The following is a 17,644-nucleotide window of genomic DNA, read 5'->3' as shown; positions in this document are numbered from 1 at the left end:
TTAGTATAATTACAGAATTATAAAAATCAATAAACTTTTTATCATCTTTAACAATTACCCCAACATCCTCAAATGATAGTGAAGAAAAAATAGATAAATTGGCATCACGTATAGAATTAATCCATTCAACTCTTTCTTTTGATTTTTGGATTTTATCAAAACCACTATGTGGAGATATATGTTCTACATCGTAATTTCCTTCTACATAGTCATCGAAACGAAACTTAGACTTAGTATTAATACATGTTACTATATTAAAAAGCAACAATCCTCTTCGTAAATCTATAGATTCAAGTGATAATTCATCAAAATTTATCTTTTTTATCAACGTCTTAAAATCAAAAAAATCATGTTCAAGATATTGTTGATATAAAGATTTAATGTCGACTTTTTGCGCATTTAACAAATAGCCCACAAGATGATATATTTCATTATCTGAATACCAATCTTCAAATGTCATAAAACATTGTTTAACTTTTTTCCAAAAAGTCGATACAATGCCTATATTGTTTCCTTCACGAAAATATTTATTAATAACATTATAACTATATAATTCTTGAAATACTTTCTTTTCTAAACTATAATTTTTCTCTTGTTTGATTAAATCAGCAACAGCATCAAGAATAAAATCGATATGAGGTGAATTGTTACTTAAATCTTGCCCCAACCAAGCCCAAAAATTAGGTTCTTGAAGTCTTTTTTCAATTCGATCCCATTCTTGTGCTATCTCGACAAATTCATTATGATAAGTCTCATTTTTAAAATTATTTTCTCTTAAAATCAGTGCCTTCACTAACTCTGAATTGGTCAGAGGAATTTTTCCAGCATTTAATCCTGTAAAAATTTGCTCAACTTTACGAGAATCTATTTCTTTCAATATTTGATACTGAATAAAAAAAGCCCCTTTTTCTCCATCTAAGAGCTTATCTATCCATTTTTTAGAATCGTGGATTTCAAAATAACTTTTGGCAGTCATATAACATTGATGCATATAAAACCAATCGATATTTTCTGAGCTTTTCGATTCGTTATCCAAATAAAATTTCAAAAATTCCGCCGTTCCTTTTCTGGTTTCGTATTCAATTTGATATTTAATATTATCTTCGAATAACATAGATGCTTTTAAAATTATGTAAATAGTAGTTAGTCTCTGCTGCCCATCAACTAACTCTATTCGACCATCATCTAACTGGTTAACTACAATCGGCTGTAAAGAATATCTAGCATTTTCTTGCCAATTCCAAATATCATTTAACAAATCCTTAACTTGCTTTTTAGTCCAGCGATATCCTCTTTGATATGCTGGTACGAAATATTCATTTTCTGAATTTATAACTTTACCTACTTCAACTTCTGTTATCGCTTCAGTTTTTTCAAGTATATACTTCCCAATAAACTTACCAGCACGATAAATTTCAATAGCTTTCGAGTTCTCAATCTCTTGATTGAGCAAATCGTTATTCAAATCTATTCTTGTCATAAAGCGCTCCCTCGTATAAAAAGATTTCTAAAATTATTATAACATCAACTATATATATATCATCTTACCCCAGAAAAAAATCATTAAAGCTTGTTTATAATATCTAATGTTTCTTTTTTAGAACACCTACAAAAAAACTGATATAACAGAAAAATTAGAATAAGAAGATTCTTCTACTTACCTTGGTTTATAAAATTTCTCTTCATCAGTCATCATTAACGAAGAGGTGTATTATTCTATCTAATCAAAAGTATAATAAATAACAAAATCGATTAGAAACATACTCCTTATTATAATGTTATTTTCTTTACTAAGTAGCATACAGCATTTTAAATCGTGTTGTGAAACAATTATAGTGTAAACTCGTTATGATCGTTTGTTCTGCTGTATCGGTATTAATCCATGTTAGAGGCTGTGCAGTTGTTTTTTTCAAGCAGTTGAATAAAACACTTCAATCACTTTTTCTTATTTTTTCGCGCTAGACTGATAGACTTTATTGGTTTCTTTACTATACTAGCACTGAGCGACTATCTAATCATCTATAAAACAAATAGCCTCCATCACCTTGTGCGAAATATTTCGCACAGAAGTTACATAATTGATATATGGCAATTACTGTTTTCTTTTGATTTAAGACTTCTAAAGAATACTCCACAATTCCTAGTCTTTTCAATTGCTCAATCTACACTGCTACCAGATGATACCAAATTTTTTGCTGTCTAAATCCAAAAGTGATCCCAGATGACACACAATAAGCTTGATTGCTCTCTATAACAGTCAGACAAAGAACGATAATTTCTTCCTTAAAAAATCTTGCCATTGAATTCGCTTTACTAAAACGCTTGCAACTTAACATGGCAACAAATTTCGTTTTAGTTTCTGGTAAACGTACAGGATAGTTTTGAACGTTATTTTCCAAAGATACATAATGTAGTTCATCCGTGCTCATTATTTGCTGCACTCTTTTTTATTAAATTTAGTATCTAGTATGAATTATGGAACATTTATATCTTATAGATTTTACTTGTTAATACAGCATAAAAAAGCAGTCCAGATTCGACACTGAACTGCTTCATACACTTATTTTTTCACCAATACCGTCACACATTCCACATGATGGGTTTGTGGGAATAAGTCGACTGGTTGGATCGTTTTGACTTTGTAGCCTTTATCTGCAAACAAGGCGATATCGCGTGCCATAGTCGCTGGGTTACATGAGATGTAAACGACTTTTTCTGGTTTCATTTGAATAGTAGACTCGATAAAGTTCGCTTCCAGACCTTTACGTGGCGGATCAACAAATACGACGTTTGCTTGGATGCCTTCGCGAGCAAATTGTTGCATCACTTTTTCGGCTTTACCAGCTAAATAGGTCGCGTTTTCGATACCATTGATCTCTGCATTAGTGCGTGCATCTTCAACTGCTTCTTCGACGATCTCCATACCGTAAACGTGATGGACTTTATCTGCTAAAGATAAGCCGATCGTACCGATTCCAGAATAGGCATCGATGACTGTATCCGTAGATGTTAAACCAGCTGCATCGATGGCACAGTTGTATAATACTTCAGCTTGAACAGTGTTGATTTGATAGAATGAACGCGCTGAGATACGATACGTCTTGCCTAGTAGTTGGTCTTCGATATATGCTTTACCAAATAAGACACGGTTGACTGGTCCTAAAATGACGTTTGTCTTTTCTTCATTGACGTTTTGGACGATCGATACGACTTTTGGTAATGCTTCTGTGATCGCTGCACAAATTTTATCGGCTTGGAAGAATTTTGTTTTCTTTGTCACTAAGACGATCATCATTTCTTCACTATAATGACCACGACGAACGACGATATGACGCAAGAACCCTTCATGCGCTTCTTCATTATACGCTTTGATACCAAATTTTTGTAAGATATCGCGAACCGTTACGATCGCTTTATCGATTTCTTGTTCTTGGATGAAAAAGTCTTCCATTGGCACTAATGTGTGACTATGTTTACGGTAAAATCCAGTCGTCAATTCACCATTGATCCGTTGAACTGGAATTTGTGCTTTATTACGATAGCCAAAAGGTTCGTCCATCCCGATCGTAGGCAATACCGTTACGTCTGGCATTTTTGCGACTTTACGCATCACGTTTTCAACTTGTTCTTGTTTGAAAACTAATTGTGATGGGTAGTCTAAATGACTTAATGGTGCAATACCGGTACGTAATAGATCTTCATTGATCTCTTCGTTGCGGTGTGGACTTTTTTCAATATACTGCATGACTTTAGCAAAACCAAATTTTGGTCCTACTTTTAAGACTTTGATAGTCACGACTTCACCTGGTAAGGCATTGTCGACAAATAATAAATAGCCATCGACTTTGGCGATTCCCATGCCTTCATGTGATAGATCCATGATCGTTACGTCTACTTCTTGATTCTTTGCTACTGGGTATGTTTTCATCTTGTTCTCCTTTTATTAAACCTCAAGTCATTCTAGCGGTTTTTAGACACTTACGCAAGTAAAAAAGGTAAGATGAGCGAATTCTCACTCAACTTACCTCGTTTATCCGATTTTACCATCGCCATCGATGTCTTCATCGTTTAGTTTTTCGACCTCTTTGATAAAACTACGTCCAATCGAAGTCAGTTCATCTTCTCCGATCACCGCACCATCTGGCATGGCATCGAGATCTGCAAAAAATTCGATATGATTGTGCAAATTCTCAAATGTCATCGGTGCATCGCCACCATACTCACCATCTAGATTGATCATCAAACGATGATGATCAGACGGTACCGAGACCTCAAGTTTTGACGTCTTCGTATAGATGATTCGACGATCTTTGATATGTTTGCCGCCATTTAACATCAAAGAAGCTAAATGCACGATCTCAAAGACATTGGCCGTTTTGACGATGATCAATGAAAACTTGCCATCATCTAATTTTGCGTCAGGAGCGATTTTTTCAAAACCACCAACTGAATTGGTAAGTCCTAAGAAAAACATCGACGCATTGCCATCGTACTCGCCATCATCATACTTGAATTTCATTTTGATCGGCTTGATCCGTGGTAATAATTCTGCTCCCTTAGCTAAGTAAGCAAGATATCCAAACACACTTTTTAGCTCAGATGGAACATCATACGTCAGTTCCGTCAAATGACCACCGGCTGCAATATTGATAAAATATTGCTCCGGTGTTTTTCCGATATCCATCTTGACCGTCTGATTTTTTAAAATGACTTCTGCTGCAGCTTTCGGATTATCTCGAGGGATACGCAATGCTCTAGCATAATCATTGGTCGTACCACCTGGGATGATCGCCATTTTCGGACGCGTCTCAAGTGGTGCGATCCCATTGACGACCTCATTGATCGTGCCATCACCACCGGCTGCTACGATCAAATCAAATCCCGCTAAAGCCGCACGCGTTGCTTCATCCTTAGCTGAGTTAGGTTTGGGTGTTGTCGCATAGGCACTGGCTTCGTAGCCGGCTTGCTCTAAAGCATCTAAAATATCGGCTAAACTACGCTTCATCGTTTCTTTTCCAGAAGTCGGATTGTAGATTACTCGCGCTTTTTTCATGTTCAGACCTTCTATCTTTTTGCCAATTCTTGTTGCAACAATTGATTGACGACACCAGGATTGGCTTTTCCGCGTGACGCTTTCATGATTTGACCGACTAAGAAGCCAACTGCACGGTCTTTTCCGTTTTTAAAGTCTTCGATTGATTGTGCGTTTTGGTCTAATACTTCATTGATCATTGGCAACAATTGTGCTGGATCCGATAATTGAACCAAGCCTTTTGCTTCAACGACTTCTTTTGCATCGCCGCCATTTGTGATCAATTCGCGGAAGACTTTTTTCGCGATTTTTGAACTGATCGTGCCATCAGCGATCAAGTTGATCATGCCTGCTAGGTTACTTGGTGTTAATTTCGTATCGGCTAAAGTTAATTTTTCGCTATTTAGATATGCGGATACTTCACCCATCAACCAGTTTGAAACTTGTTTAGCATCTGCGTTATGTGCAAGAGTGTCCTCAAAGAAATCAGACATTTCTTTCGTTTGCGTTAAGACCATTGCATCGTATTCAGGAAGTTCTAATTCAGATAAGTAACGCGCACGGCGTGATTGTGGTAACTCCGGAATACTTTCACGAACTTTTTCGATCCATTCATCATCGATCACAAAACGTGGTAGATCTGGCTCTGGGAAATAACGGTAATCAGATGATCCTTCTTTGACACGCATCAAGAGTGTTTTATTCGTTGTTTCATCAAAACGTCTGGTTTCTTGTTGGATTTCGCCGCCTGATAATAAGACTTTTGCTTGACGTTTTTCTTCAAAGGCCAATCCTTTTTTAACAAACGTCATCGAGTTCAAGTTTTTCAATTCGGCTTTTGTTCCGAATTTTTCTTGACCGTAAGGACGTAGTGAGATATTTGCATCACAACGCATTGAGCCTTCTTCCATTTTCACATCGGATACTTCGGTAAATTGGATGATCGAACGCAACGCTTCTAAATATGCATATGCTTCTTCAGGTGAACGCATATCTGCTTCTGATACGATCTCGATCAGCGGTGTGCCTTGACGGTTTAAGTCAACGTGTGAGTAGCCGCCGATGCCGTGCATATTTTTCCCAGCATCTTCTTCTAAATGCACACGTTCGATGCGGATCTTTTTCTTTTTGCCTTCGACTTCGATCTCGATCCAACCATCGTGTCCGATCGGTTGATCAAATTGAGAGATTTGGTACGCTTTTGGATTATCTGGATAGAAATAGTTTTTACGGTCGAAATGCGTTTCTTTTGAGATCTCGCAATTTAATGCTAATGCCGCACGCATCCCAAATTCTAGCGCTTGTTTGTTCATGACCGGTAATACACCCGGATAGCCCCAGTCCACGATATTCGTGTTAGTATTTGGCTCTGCCCCAAAGTGAGCGGGTGCTGGTGAAAAGATTTTTGAGTTGGTTTTTAACTCAACGTGGACTTCTAGTCCGATAATTGTTTCGAAGTTCATGCGTTTGTCCCTCCTAAAATCGCAGGTTGTTGTAAATGAAAATCTGTTGCTTGTTCAAACGCATACGCTGCTTGATACATCGTTGCTTCATCAAAGTGTTTTCCAATCAATTGTAAGCCGACTGGCAATCCATTTGATAAACCAGCTGGGATCGACATCCCTGGAAGTCCTGCTAAGTTTACTGGGATCGTTAATAGATCTGCTAGATACATTGCTAATGGATCATTGATGTTTTCACCGATTCCAAATGCAACAGTTGGTGCTGCTGGTCCAATGATCATGTCGTATTCTTCAAAGACTTTATCAAAATCTTGTTTGATCAACGTACGGACTTGGCCTGCTTTTTTAAAGTAAGCATCGTAATAACCTGCACTTAGTGAGAACGTTCCAAGCATGATTCGGCGTTTGACTTCATCGCCAAATCCTTCACTTCTTGAATTCACATACACATCTTCTAATGTTGACACATTTTCTGAGCGGAAACCGTAGCGAATCCCGTCAAAACGTTGTAAGTTTGAGCTTGCTTCTGAAGAGGCGATAATGTAGTATACCGCTACCCCGTATTTTGAATGAGGTAAGCTAACTTCTTCAACAGTCGCACCTAATGCACGATAGGTATCTGCAGCTTTTAAGATCGCTTCTTTCACGCCAGCATCGATCCCTTCGCCTAAATACTCTTTCGGTAAGGCGATCTTCATGCCTTTAACACCTTTATCGATTGTTTTTGTAAAGTCAGGTACACTACGTCCAGCTGACGTTGCATCTTTCGCGTCATAGCCACTGATGGCATTTAACACTAGAGCATTGTCTTTTACCGTACGTGTCAATGGTCCGATTTGGTCTAAAGAAGACGCAAATGCGATCAAACCAAAACGAGAGATACGGCCATACGTTGGTTTCATTCCTACGATTCCGTTAAAAGCAGCTGGTTGACGGATCGAACCACCCGTATCAGAACCTAAAGAAGCTGGAATTTGTCCTGCGGCTACAGCTGCTGCTGAACCACCTGAAGATCCACCAGGAACTTTCGTTTGGTCCCACGCATTTTTTGTTTGTTTAAAATGAGAGTTTTCGGTACTTCCACCCATCGCAAATTCATCCATGTTTAATTTTCCAACTGGAATCATATCGGCTTCGTACACTTTTTCCATAACGGTTGCGTCATAGACAGGATCAAAATTGTATAACATTTTTGAAGCTGCTGTCGTACGCAAATCTTTGGTTACGATATTGTCTTTGATCCCGATCGGAATACCAGCTAAGGCATTTTCAGCAGTAATCCCTTTAAGATCTAAAGCTTTCGCCATTTCTAAAGCTTTTTCTTCATTTAAAGCTAAAAAAGCATCGATCTTAGGTTCTGTTTCTTTGATACGATCAAAAATCGCCTTTGTCACGTCGACTGCCGTCACTTCTTTAGATACTAATAGTGCATGTAATTCTTCGATCGTTTTGGTATATAATTTTTCCATTATGCGCCAGCCTCCCCATTGTCTAAAATCGCTGGTACTTTGATGAATCCATCTTCAGATTCTGGTACATTGCGCATCAATTCTGTACGATCCCAACCTGGAGCCGCTTGATCTTCACGTAAAACGTTGATCGAATCGACCACGTGAGAGGTAAACGGTACCCCTGTCGTATCGATCTCTTCTAAAGTTTCAACCATTTCGATAATTTTGTCTAATTGAGCCGTAAATTCATGCAGTTCTTCTTCTGCAAATGAAAGTTTCGCTAATTTTGCAACATGTTTGACTTGTTCTTCTGTAATTGCCATAAAATCCTCCTCTTCGAAATTTCTACTTCGTATTGTATCATTTTATCCGACATCTTGAAATAAAAATCAGTAGGTTTCCCCTACTGATTTCTAAAAAAACCTACGCTCATGCTTGATCTTTGTCGATTTCAGCGACCATCTGTGCCTCGTCCCAAATCAGCACGCCAAGTTTTTGGGCTTTTGCTTGTTTGCTCCCAGCATCTTCTCCAGCTACGACCAAATCGGTTTTCTTCGAGACGCTTCCGGTGACTTTTCCGCCTAAACTTTCGATTTTCGCTTTCGCTTCTTCTCTAGTATAATGGGAAAGTTTTCCGGTCAAAACGATCGTTTTGCCTTGGAAATAAGAATCGACTGCAACGAGTTCATTGCGTTTTTGTCCTAAGTAAGTGGTATTGACACCCACTTCCACAAATTCATCTACAAGCTCGCGTACTTCTGGTGTCGCAAAATACGTCACGACGCTATCGGCGATCGTTTGTCCAATCGAATGGATCGCTAGAATCTCTTCTTCTTTTACGGTGAAAAACCGTTCGATCGTTTCAAATTCTTCAGCGAGTAAACGCGCCGCTTTAGCACCGACATGACGGATCCCTAAGCCAAATAGTAACCGTTCTAAAGAATTTTGTTTACTTGCTTCGATCGCTTGCAAGATATTTTCAGCCGATTTTTCTTTGATCTTTTCGAGTTCGATCAATTGTGTTTTTTCCAAGCGATAAAGATCCGCTGTATCGTGGACCAGACCGGTATCAAATAGTTGTGCGATCACTCTTGGTCCGACACCATCGATATTCATCGCCTGTCTTGAAACAAAATGAGCCAATCCTTCTTTTAATTGAGCCGGGCATTTCGGATTGATACAACGTAACGCGACTTCTTCTTCTAAGTGAACCAAGTCACTGCCACATTCTGGACAATGCGTAGGCAAAGGATAAGGCACACTATCAGCAGGACGTGCATCCAATAAGACGTGTGAGACTTCTGGTATGATATCTCCTGCTTTATAGATCACGACTTGATCATATAAGCGGATATCTTTTAATTCGATATAATCGCCATTGTGTAAACTTGCGCGAGCGACCGTTGTTCCTGCTACTTTGACAGGTGTCATCACTGCAGTCGGCGTCAACACACCCGTTCGGCCGATCGTCCATGCGATATCTTCGATCGTCGTCACCGCTTCTTCTGGCGGAAATTTATAGGCCGTTGCCCAGCGCGGAGCTTTAACGGTAAAGCCTAAGTTGTTTTGCGCCTCGAATTCATTGACCTTGATGACGACACCATCGATCTCATAAGGCAATCCACTCCGCTGATCATGAAAGCCTTCAATATAGTCCCAAACGGCATCGATCGTATCACAGACTCGATGTTCTGGATTGATGCGAAACCCTAGTTCGTCTAAATGGGTCAATGCGGCTTCTTGCGTTGCAACGTTCAAAGGACCAAAGTCTGCGAGTGTATACATAAAGGTACTTAAATTACGACTCGCCGTAATCTTAGAATCCAATTGGCGCAAACTTCCGGCTGCCGCATTACGTGGATTGGCGAATGTCTCTAGTCCTTCTTCTTCCCGTTTTTGATTCAATGCTAAAAAAGATGCTTTAGGCATATAGCATTCTCCACGAACCTCTAAATCGATCGCTTGAGGTAAACGTAACGGTACCGATTGTACTGTTTTGATGTTTTCGGTAATATTTTCTCCAACTGTTCCATCACCGCGTGTCGCTGCCCGGACTAAACGACCTGCTTCATACGTCAATGAGATCGATAATCCATCGATCTTTAACTCACATACATAACTAGGTTCATAGCCTAACGCCTTTTGAACACGTTGATCAAAAGCAAACAGTTCTTCTTTCGTAAAGACATCAGAAAGGGAATATAGCGGGATCTCATGGATCGCTTTTTCAAAACCAGGTAAAATGATCCCTCCGACGCGTGCTGTTGGCGAATCTTCTGTCTGGTATTGCGGATAAGTCGCTTCTAACTCTTCTAATTCACGATACATCGCGTCATATGTCGCATCGTCTACTAGCGGCTGATCTTTTACGTAATAGGCCATCCCGTATTTGGTCAATTCCGCTTGTAAATAGGTGATACGATCGATTATTTCTTGATTGGCTTCCATCTAATCTCCTCCTATGCACGCGTAATCGGTGCAAATGCTGCAAGCAAACGTTTCACACCTTGTTGTGGAAATGCAATATCTAATTCCAAATCACTTCCAGATCCATTGACTCTTACCACTGTTCCACGTCCCCATTTTTTATGAGCCACATGATCACCCGGTTGCCAACGCTCTTCTTGCGCTCCACTTTGTTGTTTACTTGATACCCCTGATTTTGTGGGTTGCTGATACGTACTCACCGTGCGTTGTGCCGGACGATTTTGGACGATCGTTGGGCGTTGACTTGATTTTGGTGAAGCAATATTTCTTCCAATTACTTCTAATAACGTATCATCGATTTCTTCGATAAAACGTGAGGGCTTATTGTATTGTGTTCGTCCGTAAAGGGTTCGCGAAAAAGCATTCAAGAGATACAAGCGACGTTCTGCTCTGGTGATTCCTACATAAGCTAAACGGCGTTCTTCTTCTAACTCGCTTTCTTCTTGTAAGGCACGCGATAACGGAAAGACATTTTCTTCCATCCCTACTAAAAAGACGACTGGAAATTCAAGTCCTTTAGCGGCGTGAAGCGTCATCAAAGTCACTTGCGCCACTTCTTCTTCATACGAATCTAAATCAGAGACTAACGCTAGATCATTTAAAAAGAGGGATAATTTACTTTCGGTTTCTTCGTTTTCTTGTCTCGCATATTGCCGATCAAACTCTTTGGTAACACTTAAAAATTCTTCCAAGTTTTCGATTCGCGCTTGCGCTTCGATCGTTTTTTGAGCTTTCAATTCATCTAGGTAATGCGTACGTTTCAAGACTTCTTCTGTCAGATCCGTCACGGTCAAGAACGGGATCATCTGGCTTAATTCCAGCATCATTTGCCCGAAATTACCTAATTCACGTCCGGCTTTACCCCCGATTCCCGATAGATCGATATTATAGACTGCTTCTAATAAAGACCATTCATGCATCGAAGCAAAATCACGTAATTTTTCAACTGATCCTGGTCCGACACCTCGTTTTGGTACATTGATGATGCGTTCTAAACTCAATGAATCACTAGGATTCGCTAAAGCACTTAGATAAGCTAAGATATCGCGGATCTCTTTACGAGCATAGAATTTTTGTCCGCCAATCATTTTATACGGAATATTGGCTTTTAAAAGCGACTCTTCGACGATCCGTGATTGCGCATTTGTACGATACAATACAGCAAAATCTTGATACGTGTGCGTGCGTTCGCGAACCGCTTTTGTGATTTCTGAGACAACAAAACGACCTTCATCACGCTCGCTTTCACCACGGTAATAAAAGATCTTTCGCCTGATGTTTGTTCCGTCCATAGCTTTTTCGCGCGACGATTCGTATTGTTTTCAATCACTTGATTGGCTGCTTCTAAAATCGTCTGTGTTGAACGATAATTCTGTTCGAGTAAGATCACTTTTGCATCGGGATAATCTTTTTCAAAATCAAGGATATTTTGCATATCCGCACCGCGCCAACCATAAATACTTTGATCAGCATCTCCTACGACACATAGGTTTTTAAAACGCGCTGCGAGTAATTTCACCAATGTATATTGTGCATGGTTGGTATCTTGATATTCATCGACATGGATATATTGGAATTTGCGTTGGTAAAAAGCTAACACGTCTGGATGTTTGACAAACAATTCGATCGTATTCATAATCAAATCGTCAAAATCCATACACTGGTTGGCCACTAATTCTTTTTGATAGCGAGTATAACAAGTTGCGACTTGTTCTTCGTAATAATTTCCCGTTAGTTTTTCATAGTCTTCTGGGCTTTGGAGACTGTTCTTCGCATTTGAGATCGTACCTAATAAACTTCTTGGATCATATTTTTTCGGGTCTAAGTTCAACTCTTTTAGCACACGTTTGATCAAAGAAAGTTGTTCAGATGGATCTAAGATCGTAAAGTTGCGTGTATAGCCTAAAGCTTCGACATCTCTTCTTAAAATACGGACACACATCGAATGAAATGTCGAGACCCATACATCTTCTGCTCCATGATCTAATAATTTTTGGATCCGTTCGCGCATTTCTTTTGCGGCTTTATTGGTAAATGTAATCGCAAGGATATTCCAAGGATTCACTTCTTTTTCTTCGATTAAGTAGGCCACGCGATGCGTCAACACCCGTGTCTTTCCACTTCCAGCACCTGCCATTAGCAATAGTGGTCCTTCAGTCGTTTCGACAGCTTGTTTTTGCTGCTCATTCATACCTTGTATTAATGTCTGTTTGGATGACATCTCTCAACATCCTTTCTTTGGCAATCTTCATTATTATAGCATTTACACCCCCAATTTTTCAGTATTTTATCTGAAAAATATAGGAATTTCTAAAACTCAGCTTGTTTCAAAAATCAAATGCGCGTAACATAAGGATGGAATGGAGGATGAAACATGTCGAAACATGAATTACATTTTTTGGATCATACTCGTTTGAGTTTTGTGTTAAAAGGTATCGTGATCGGTGCACTGACTGGAAGTATCGTCAGTCTGTTTCGTTTAGGAATTGGCTCATTGACCGAATGGTGTATCGAAATCTATCACAAATTGCCTCATCACCCTATGTGGATTATTGCTTGGTTACTTTTGATGATCGGATCTGCGATAATCGTAGGCCTTCTGATCCGTTCAGAACCGATGATCAAAGGTAGTGGGATTCCCCAAGTAGAAGGTCAATTGCAAGAAGAACTGGATTACAATTGGTTTTCTGTTCTTTGGAAGAAATTTGTTGGCGGACTGATTGCAGTCGGTTCAGGACTCTTTTTAGGTCGTGAGGGCCCTTCGATCCAGTTAGGTGCAACAATTGGTCAAGGATTTGCGGAAACGACAAAAGCGACTGGTTTTGAGCGCAAGATCTTTATCTCAAGTGGCGCCAGTGCTGGGCTTTCAGCTGCCTTTAATGCACCGATCGCAGGACTGATGTTCATTATCGAAGAGATCCATCATACCTTTTCACCACTCGTTTGGCTGACAGCCTTTGCTTCAGCATTAACCGCTAATATGGTCTCACTGTATGTATTTGGACTCAGACCCGTCCTTTATCTTGGTGAATTGCAAGATATGCCGCTTAGTGATTATTGGTTATTGATCGTGTTTGCACTTTTATTAGGATTATTTGCACGCTTTTATCAGGTCGTGTTATTGGCTTTACCAAAATGGTATGCTCATATCCCGTTACCGACTGCTTTTCATGGGATAGTACCTTTTATCTTGATCGTCCCTATTGGATTGTTATTCCCAGATTTATTAGGAGGCGGGCATCAAGTCATTACAGGTGTCGAAGCACAAGCTTGGACGATACTGCCTTTGATCGGAGTCCTCGTGTTACGATTTGTCTTTTCTATGATCTCATACGGCGCATCTTTGCCTGGTGGAATCTTTTTGCCTATCCTCACACTTGGTGCTTTAGCGGGTGCTCTGTTTGCATTAGTGGCGATCCGTTATCTAGGTCTAGATGACATGTATATGAAAAATTTTATTATTGTCGGTATGGCCGGTTACTTTGCAGCTATCGGGAAAGCTCCATTAACGGCAATCATTTTGATTACGGAAATGGTTGGATCGTTGCATCATTTGATGGCAACAGGAATGGTCGCATTGATTGCATATCTAGTTGTCGATACACTAGGTGGTGCACCCATTTATGAATCGCTCTTAGCACGTCTAGTCGGGCAACACGAGATGACCTCGACAAAACAGACCGTAATCGAATATCCGATCACGCTAGAAAGTCCTTATGCGGGGAAAACGATTCGTGAAATCAAATGGCCTGAACACGTATTGATCGTCTCGATCCAACGTGGTGATCAAGTCATTTTGATCAATGGTGATACGTTGATCAAAGCAGGTGATATCCTGACGATTTTTACCACTAAAGAACATCTACGCACGATTCGCAGTCAGTTGTATACAGTGATATAAAAAACACGCACCAGATGCTTAGTCCATCTAGTGCGTGTTTTTAATTGATCCGCTTTTTAAAGCTTTGATCAGATTTAGCGGAGTAATCAAACGTTATATGTTGAGTCTTCATAAGAATTTTATGAGTCAAGATTTGACTAAAAATGAATAAAAAATTAGAATTACATTATAACAATCAAATCGATAGGAGGCCATTGGATATGAAAAACATTTTTGTACAAGACTTAAGAAAAGAGCTCGTCGAATTTCAACATGCACACCCGAACCTAAGCACTGATGAACATAAGATACTCGATCAAAGTCTAGAAAATCTAACACAGCACAATGTTTCTTCTTCACGAGAAAAAATCGAATTAATCAATCAATTCAGAAACTTATCTTTACAAAAAAGCCTCACACCGGATGGAAAATCGCTACTAACCAAACTTCAAAAAAGCGGATGGCTATGGGGATTACTTTTACAAACTCCATTCATCAAGTGAATAATAATCAAAGATAGAAAAAAACAGAAGTGCATAATGAACTTCTGTTTTTTTATGCTTACACTTTACTATACTGACTCGTTTGACACTGACTAGCGTATCCATTATGAAAATCTGTTAAGTGAATCGTTATATATATTTTTTCTCCTCCTTTTCTTTCAGAATAATGATCTATCGCTTCTTTCTTTGTCATTTTTTTGATTGTTGTTATTTTAGTTTTTAAGCTTTTATAATTTCTCATAGGATTCAAGTAAAACTTTTCAAACTATATGTTGGATTATTCGATATTTGATCATTTATCATTCAATTTGGTAACGTTTACAAAAAAAGGTTAGATGTTATACTATAATCAAACAAAGATGAGATTTCATTACTTTTACCTAATCTTTGTATTTGCTGATGAAACGGTCGTTTTTTGTAATTATAGTTAAATATTTTAGAAACAACTCTCAAAGTCATCAATATATACATATCCATATTGGTTTAGATACTCATATAATTTACGCAAAAAATTAGCGGTAGTTGGAATTATAATCGATATCAACAAGCAAACTATTACACCGACGGATACTAGTCGAAAACTCACTAGTATTTTATAGTGAATTTTGTTATATAGGAGGAATTGTCTATGTTATCTATTCGAAATTTAGAAATCAAAACTAGAAAAGTTATATTGGATAATGTAACTATAGATTTTCATGAAGGAAATTTGTACGGTATTGTTGCTGTCAATGGATCTGGAAAAACAACATTTTTTAGAACTATAGTTGGAATACTTCCTTATAATGCGGGATCCATAACATTTTCATCCGACAATAATAAAGCTACTTCTTTTTTTTATTGGGAATCCTCTGAGTGGTTTGATCCTAATTTAACAGGATTAGATTATTTGAACTTTATAAAAAAGGAATGGTCCTCAACTATCAGTACATCTGATATTATAAAAAAATGGAATATGGCGGAATATGTAAAATTACCTATAAAAAAATATTCTTTAGGCATGAAACAAAGACTTTTAATTTCACTTTATATGATAAGTGATTCAGATTATTTGATTATGGACGAAATTTCTAACGGTTTAGATGAAGATAGTAGAAAAATATTATTTAAGATTTTAAAAGAATATGCGATAAAAGGAAAAACTATCATTTTATCTTCTCACTATAAAGAAGATATCGATAACTACTGCGATTACATTTTAACAATAAAAAATAATAATCTGGAGATGATTGATTCATGAACTACTTTTTATTTTTTATAAAAAAAATTTATAAAAACAAAACGAATTGGATTCCTATGATATTATTAATCGTTGCTATTAGTGGTATATTATTTTTAAATAATTCGACTGCAAATAAAGTAAATTTAGGCGCACAAATTAAAGAAAATATAAATACAAATTCACTAAATATTGAGAATAGTAAAAAGCAATTAAAAACACTAGACAAAAATTCTACAGATTATACTTTATTAGAATAAAAATATAAACGATTCTATAGCTTTAGTTGAACAAGATAAATTATTTTTAAAAAATTATGCAAATGGTAATTGGGAATCCGTTTATAAAAGGCAGATTTCTAACATAGAAAAGGCAATAAAAACTACAAAAAATAGTAATCCCGATCCACTTTCATTGAAAGCGTTAAATAGAGATTTAGAAATGTACACTATACTATCCCAAAAAAATTTCCCCTTTGAAGATACCGATTTTCCCAAAACAGGTATTCAATATACTTTATCTATGTATAATTATATTTTTCCAATATTATTTACCATAACGATCCTTTTTATGCTATCTAATCTATATGGATCATTTTATTATGATCGAATCAATTTGAATAGTCTATTACCTGAAGCTAAAAAAATAAATGTTTTAAAAAATATTTTATCTGGAATTTTAGTAACAGTTGGATTATTTTTATTTTTTAATTTTTTCGCCTTTGCTATAGCATCATTATTTTTTGGTACTGGAAATTTAGATTATCCGGTAGTGCATTATAGTCTAGATACTCAAAAGCTATATTTTGATGCAGTAAAAACAAGCATCCTACCGACCATCATGTTACAAGTATTGTCACTTATTTTTGTGGTATCTTTTGTATTTTTTATTTCATCTCTATTTAAAGATAAATTGATTACGCTTCTTTTATCTACTTTAATCATAATTGGTGGGTTTTTACTTATCAATACAATTCAACCTTTGCAAGAAGTTGCTGAATATATTCCTATGACATACCTGAAAAGCTATGAAATTTCTACTGGAGTATTACAAGAAACTATTCAAAATTATACTGTTTCTACAAATTTAGGAATAGTTGTTTTGTTTATTTCCATATTCTTTTTGGTAATGATTCCTTTATTTTTAGAAGATATAAAAAATATTTTGCGCGCTAAACCTTCTCGATAATGAACTGATTTGTATTAAATTTAATGAAGTTTAAATGAATAATCGAAAAAAATTATAAAATAGATAAAAGCTCACAACGTATTCCTGTGAGCTTTTTTGCTATAAGCAAAATCATTTACCTTTGGAGTTTTAATGCTCTTTCTAAAATTCCTAGTGTATTGGATAAAGACTTAAAAATTGAATAACATAAACAGACTTACTAGCGATGTCCATAATTTTACATAGTTTTAGTATTGTCATTTGTCCACCCTAAATATCTTTACTTTAAGATAAAAGCGTGTCAAAAAAGGGTTATTTTGAGATAGATCAATTTGAAATCATGATTTCAAACCCTGCATTCATTGCCAAAGAAATCGCTTATTTTCTTGTTAGCTTTTCTTGAATTTCAATTTCTATATTCAAATTCCCCGATTTTTAGTTA

12 protein-coding genes and 1 pseudogene are annotated in these 17,644 nt (G+C 37.3%); 5 read left to right on the top strand and 8 right to left on the bottom strand.

From position 1 onward, the window contains the following. The 8 genes and pseudogenes from QZ413_RS09720 to pcrA all read right to left on the bottom strand — a co-directional run. On the bottom strand, positions 1–1,480 hold a 1,480-nt coding region (locus QZ413_RS09720; protein ID WP_297079722.1), incomplete at its 3' end, for a DUF262 domain-containing protein. Positions 1,481–2,560: 1,080 nt separating this feature from the next. After that, positions 2,561–3,928, bottom strand: a complete 1,368-nt coding sequence (rlmD, locus tag QZ413_RS09715; RefSeq protein WP_297079720.1) for a 23S rRNA (uracil(1939)-C(5))-methyltransferase RlmD — start codon at positions 3,926–3,928, stop codon at positions 2,561–2,563. 102 nt (positions 3,929–4,030) lie between these two features. Further along, positions 4,031–5,053 (bottom strand): diacylglycerol kinase, encoded by a 1,023-nt coding sequence (locus QZ413_RS09710; RefSeq protein ID WP_297079719.1) that lies wholly within the window; start codon positions 5,051–5,053, stop codon positions 4,031–4,033. An 11-nt stretch (positions 5,054–5,064) separates the two neighbouring features. Further along, positions 5,065–6,495, bottom strand: a complete 1,431-nt coding sequence (gatB, locus tag QZ413_RS09705) for an Asp-tRNA(Asn)/Glu-tRNA(Gln) amidotransferase subunit GatB (protein WP_297079717.1) — start codon at positions 6,493–6,495, stop codon at positions 5,065–5,067. After that, positions 6,492–7,964, bottom strand: a complete 1,473-nt coding sequence (gene gatA / locus QZ413_RS09700; protein ID WP_297079715.1) for an Asp-tRNA(Asn)/Glu-tRNA(Gln) amidotransferase subunit GatA — start codon at positions 7,962–7,964, stop codon at positions 6,492–6,494. Before gatA ends, gatB begins: the two co-directional genes overlap by 4 nt. Continuing rightward, complete coding sequence (gene gatC / locus QZ413_RS09695) at positions 7,964–8,269, bottom strand: Asp-tRNA(Asn)/Glu-tRNA(Gln) amidotransferase subunit GatC (RefSeq protein ID WP_297079713.1); 306 nt, start codon at positions 8,267–8,269, stop codon at positions 7,964–7,966. The genes gatA and gatC overlap by 1 nt, the downstream gene beginning before the upstream one ends. A gap of 106 nt (positions 8,270–8,375) precedes the next feature. After that, entirely contained in the window at positions 8,376–10,394 is a 2,019-nt protein-coding gene (gene ligA, locus QZ413_RS09690; protein WP_297079711.1) for an NAD-dependent DNA ligase LigA, read from the bottom strand. 11 nt (positions 10,395–10,405) lie between these two features. Next, positions 10,406–12,654 (bottom strand): annotated as a pseudogene (pcrA, locus tag QZ413_RS09685) (DNA helicase PcrA). A 153-nt stretch (positions 12,655–12,807) separates the two neighbouring features. Here pcrA and QZ413_RS09680 point away from each other — a divergent pair. From QZ413_RS09680 to QZ413_RS09660, 5 genes are all read left to right on the top strand, one after another. Further along, positions 12,808–14,334, top strand: a complete 1,527-nt coding sequence (locus QZ413_RS09680; RefSeq protein ID WP_297079709.1) for a ClC family H(+)/Cl(-) exchange transporter — start codon at positions 12,808–12,810, stop codon at positions 14,332–14,334. 200 nt (positions 14,335–14,534) lie between these two features. Further along, entirely contained in the window at positions 14,535–14,816 is a 282-nt protein-coding gene (locus tag QZ413_RS09675; RefSeq protein ID WP_297079707.1) for a hypothetical protein, read from the top strand. 628 nt (positions 14,817–15,444) lie between these two features. Next, positions 15,445–16,056, top strand: coding sequence for an ATP-binding cassette domain-containing protein (locus QZ413_RS09670; RefSeq protein ID WP_297079704.1), 612 nt, complete (start codon positions 15,445–15,447; stop codon positions 16,054–16,056). Continuing rightward, positions 16,053–16,295 (top strand): hypothetical protein, encoded by a 243-nt coding sequence (locus tag QZ413_RS09665; RefSeq protein ID WP_297079699.1) that lies wholly within the window; start codon positions 16,053–16,055, stop codon positions 16,293–16,295. The genes QZ413_RS09670 and QZ413_RS09665 overlap by 4 nt, the downstream gene beginning before the upstream one ends. Positions 16,296–16,650: 355 nt before the next feature. Then, the gene (locus QZ413_RS09660; RefSeq protein ID WP_297079697.1) at positions 16,651–17,223 is read left to right on the top strand and encodes a hypothetical protein; all 573 of its coding nucleotides are present in this window, start codon (positions 16,651–16,653) and stop codon (positions 17,221–17,223) included. The last annotated feature ends 421 nt before the right edge of the window (positions 17,224–17,644 follow it).

The organism is uncultured Enterococcus sp., assembly GCF_913775425.1.
Taxonomy (GTDB): Bacteria; Bacillota; Bacilli; order Lactobacillales; family Enterococcaceae; genus Enterococcus_G.
This window is presented reverse-complemented; position numbering and strand designations above follow the sequence as displayed.

Coding starts and splice junctions, on each gene's coding strand:
- rlmD (WP_297079720.1), bottom strand. CDS start 3,928: ATGAAAACATACCCAGTAGCAAAGAATCAAGAAGTAGACGTAACGATC.
- QZ413_RS09710 (WP_297079719.1), bottom strand. CDS start 5,053: ATGAAAAAAGCGCGAGTAATCTACAATCCGACTTCTGGAAAAGAAACG.
- gatB (WP_297079717.1), bottom strand. CDS start 6,495: ATGAACTTCGAAACAATTATCGGACTAGAAGTCCACGTTGAGTTAAAA.
- gatA (WP_297079715.1), bottom strand. CDS start 7,964: ATGGAAAAATTATATACCAAAACGATCGAAGAATTACATGCACTATTA.
- gatC (WP_297079713.1), bottom strand. CDS start 8,269: ATGGCAATTACAGAAGAACAAGTCAAACATGTTGCAAAATTAGCGAAA.
- ligA (WP_297079711.1), bottom strand. CDS start 10,394: ATGGAAGCCAATCAAGAAATAATCGATCGTATCACCTATTTACAAGCG.
- QZ413_RS09680 (WP_297079709.1), top strand. CDS start 12,808: ATGTCGAAACATGAATTACATTTTTTGGATCATACTCGTTTGAGTTTT.
- QZ413_RS09675 (WP_297079707.1), top strand. CDS start 14,535: ATGAAAAACATTTTTGTACAAGACTTAAGAAAAGAGCTCGTCGAATTT.
- QZ413_RS09670 (WP_297079704.1), top strand. CDS start 15,445: ATGTTATCTATTCGAAATTTAGAAATCAAAACTAGAAAAGTTATATTG.
- QZ413_RS09665 (WP_297079699.1), top strand. CDS start 16,053: ATGAACTACTTTTTATTTTTTATAAAAAAAATTTATAAAAACAAAACG.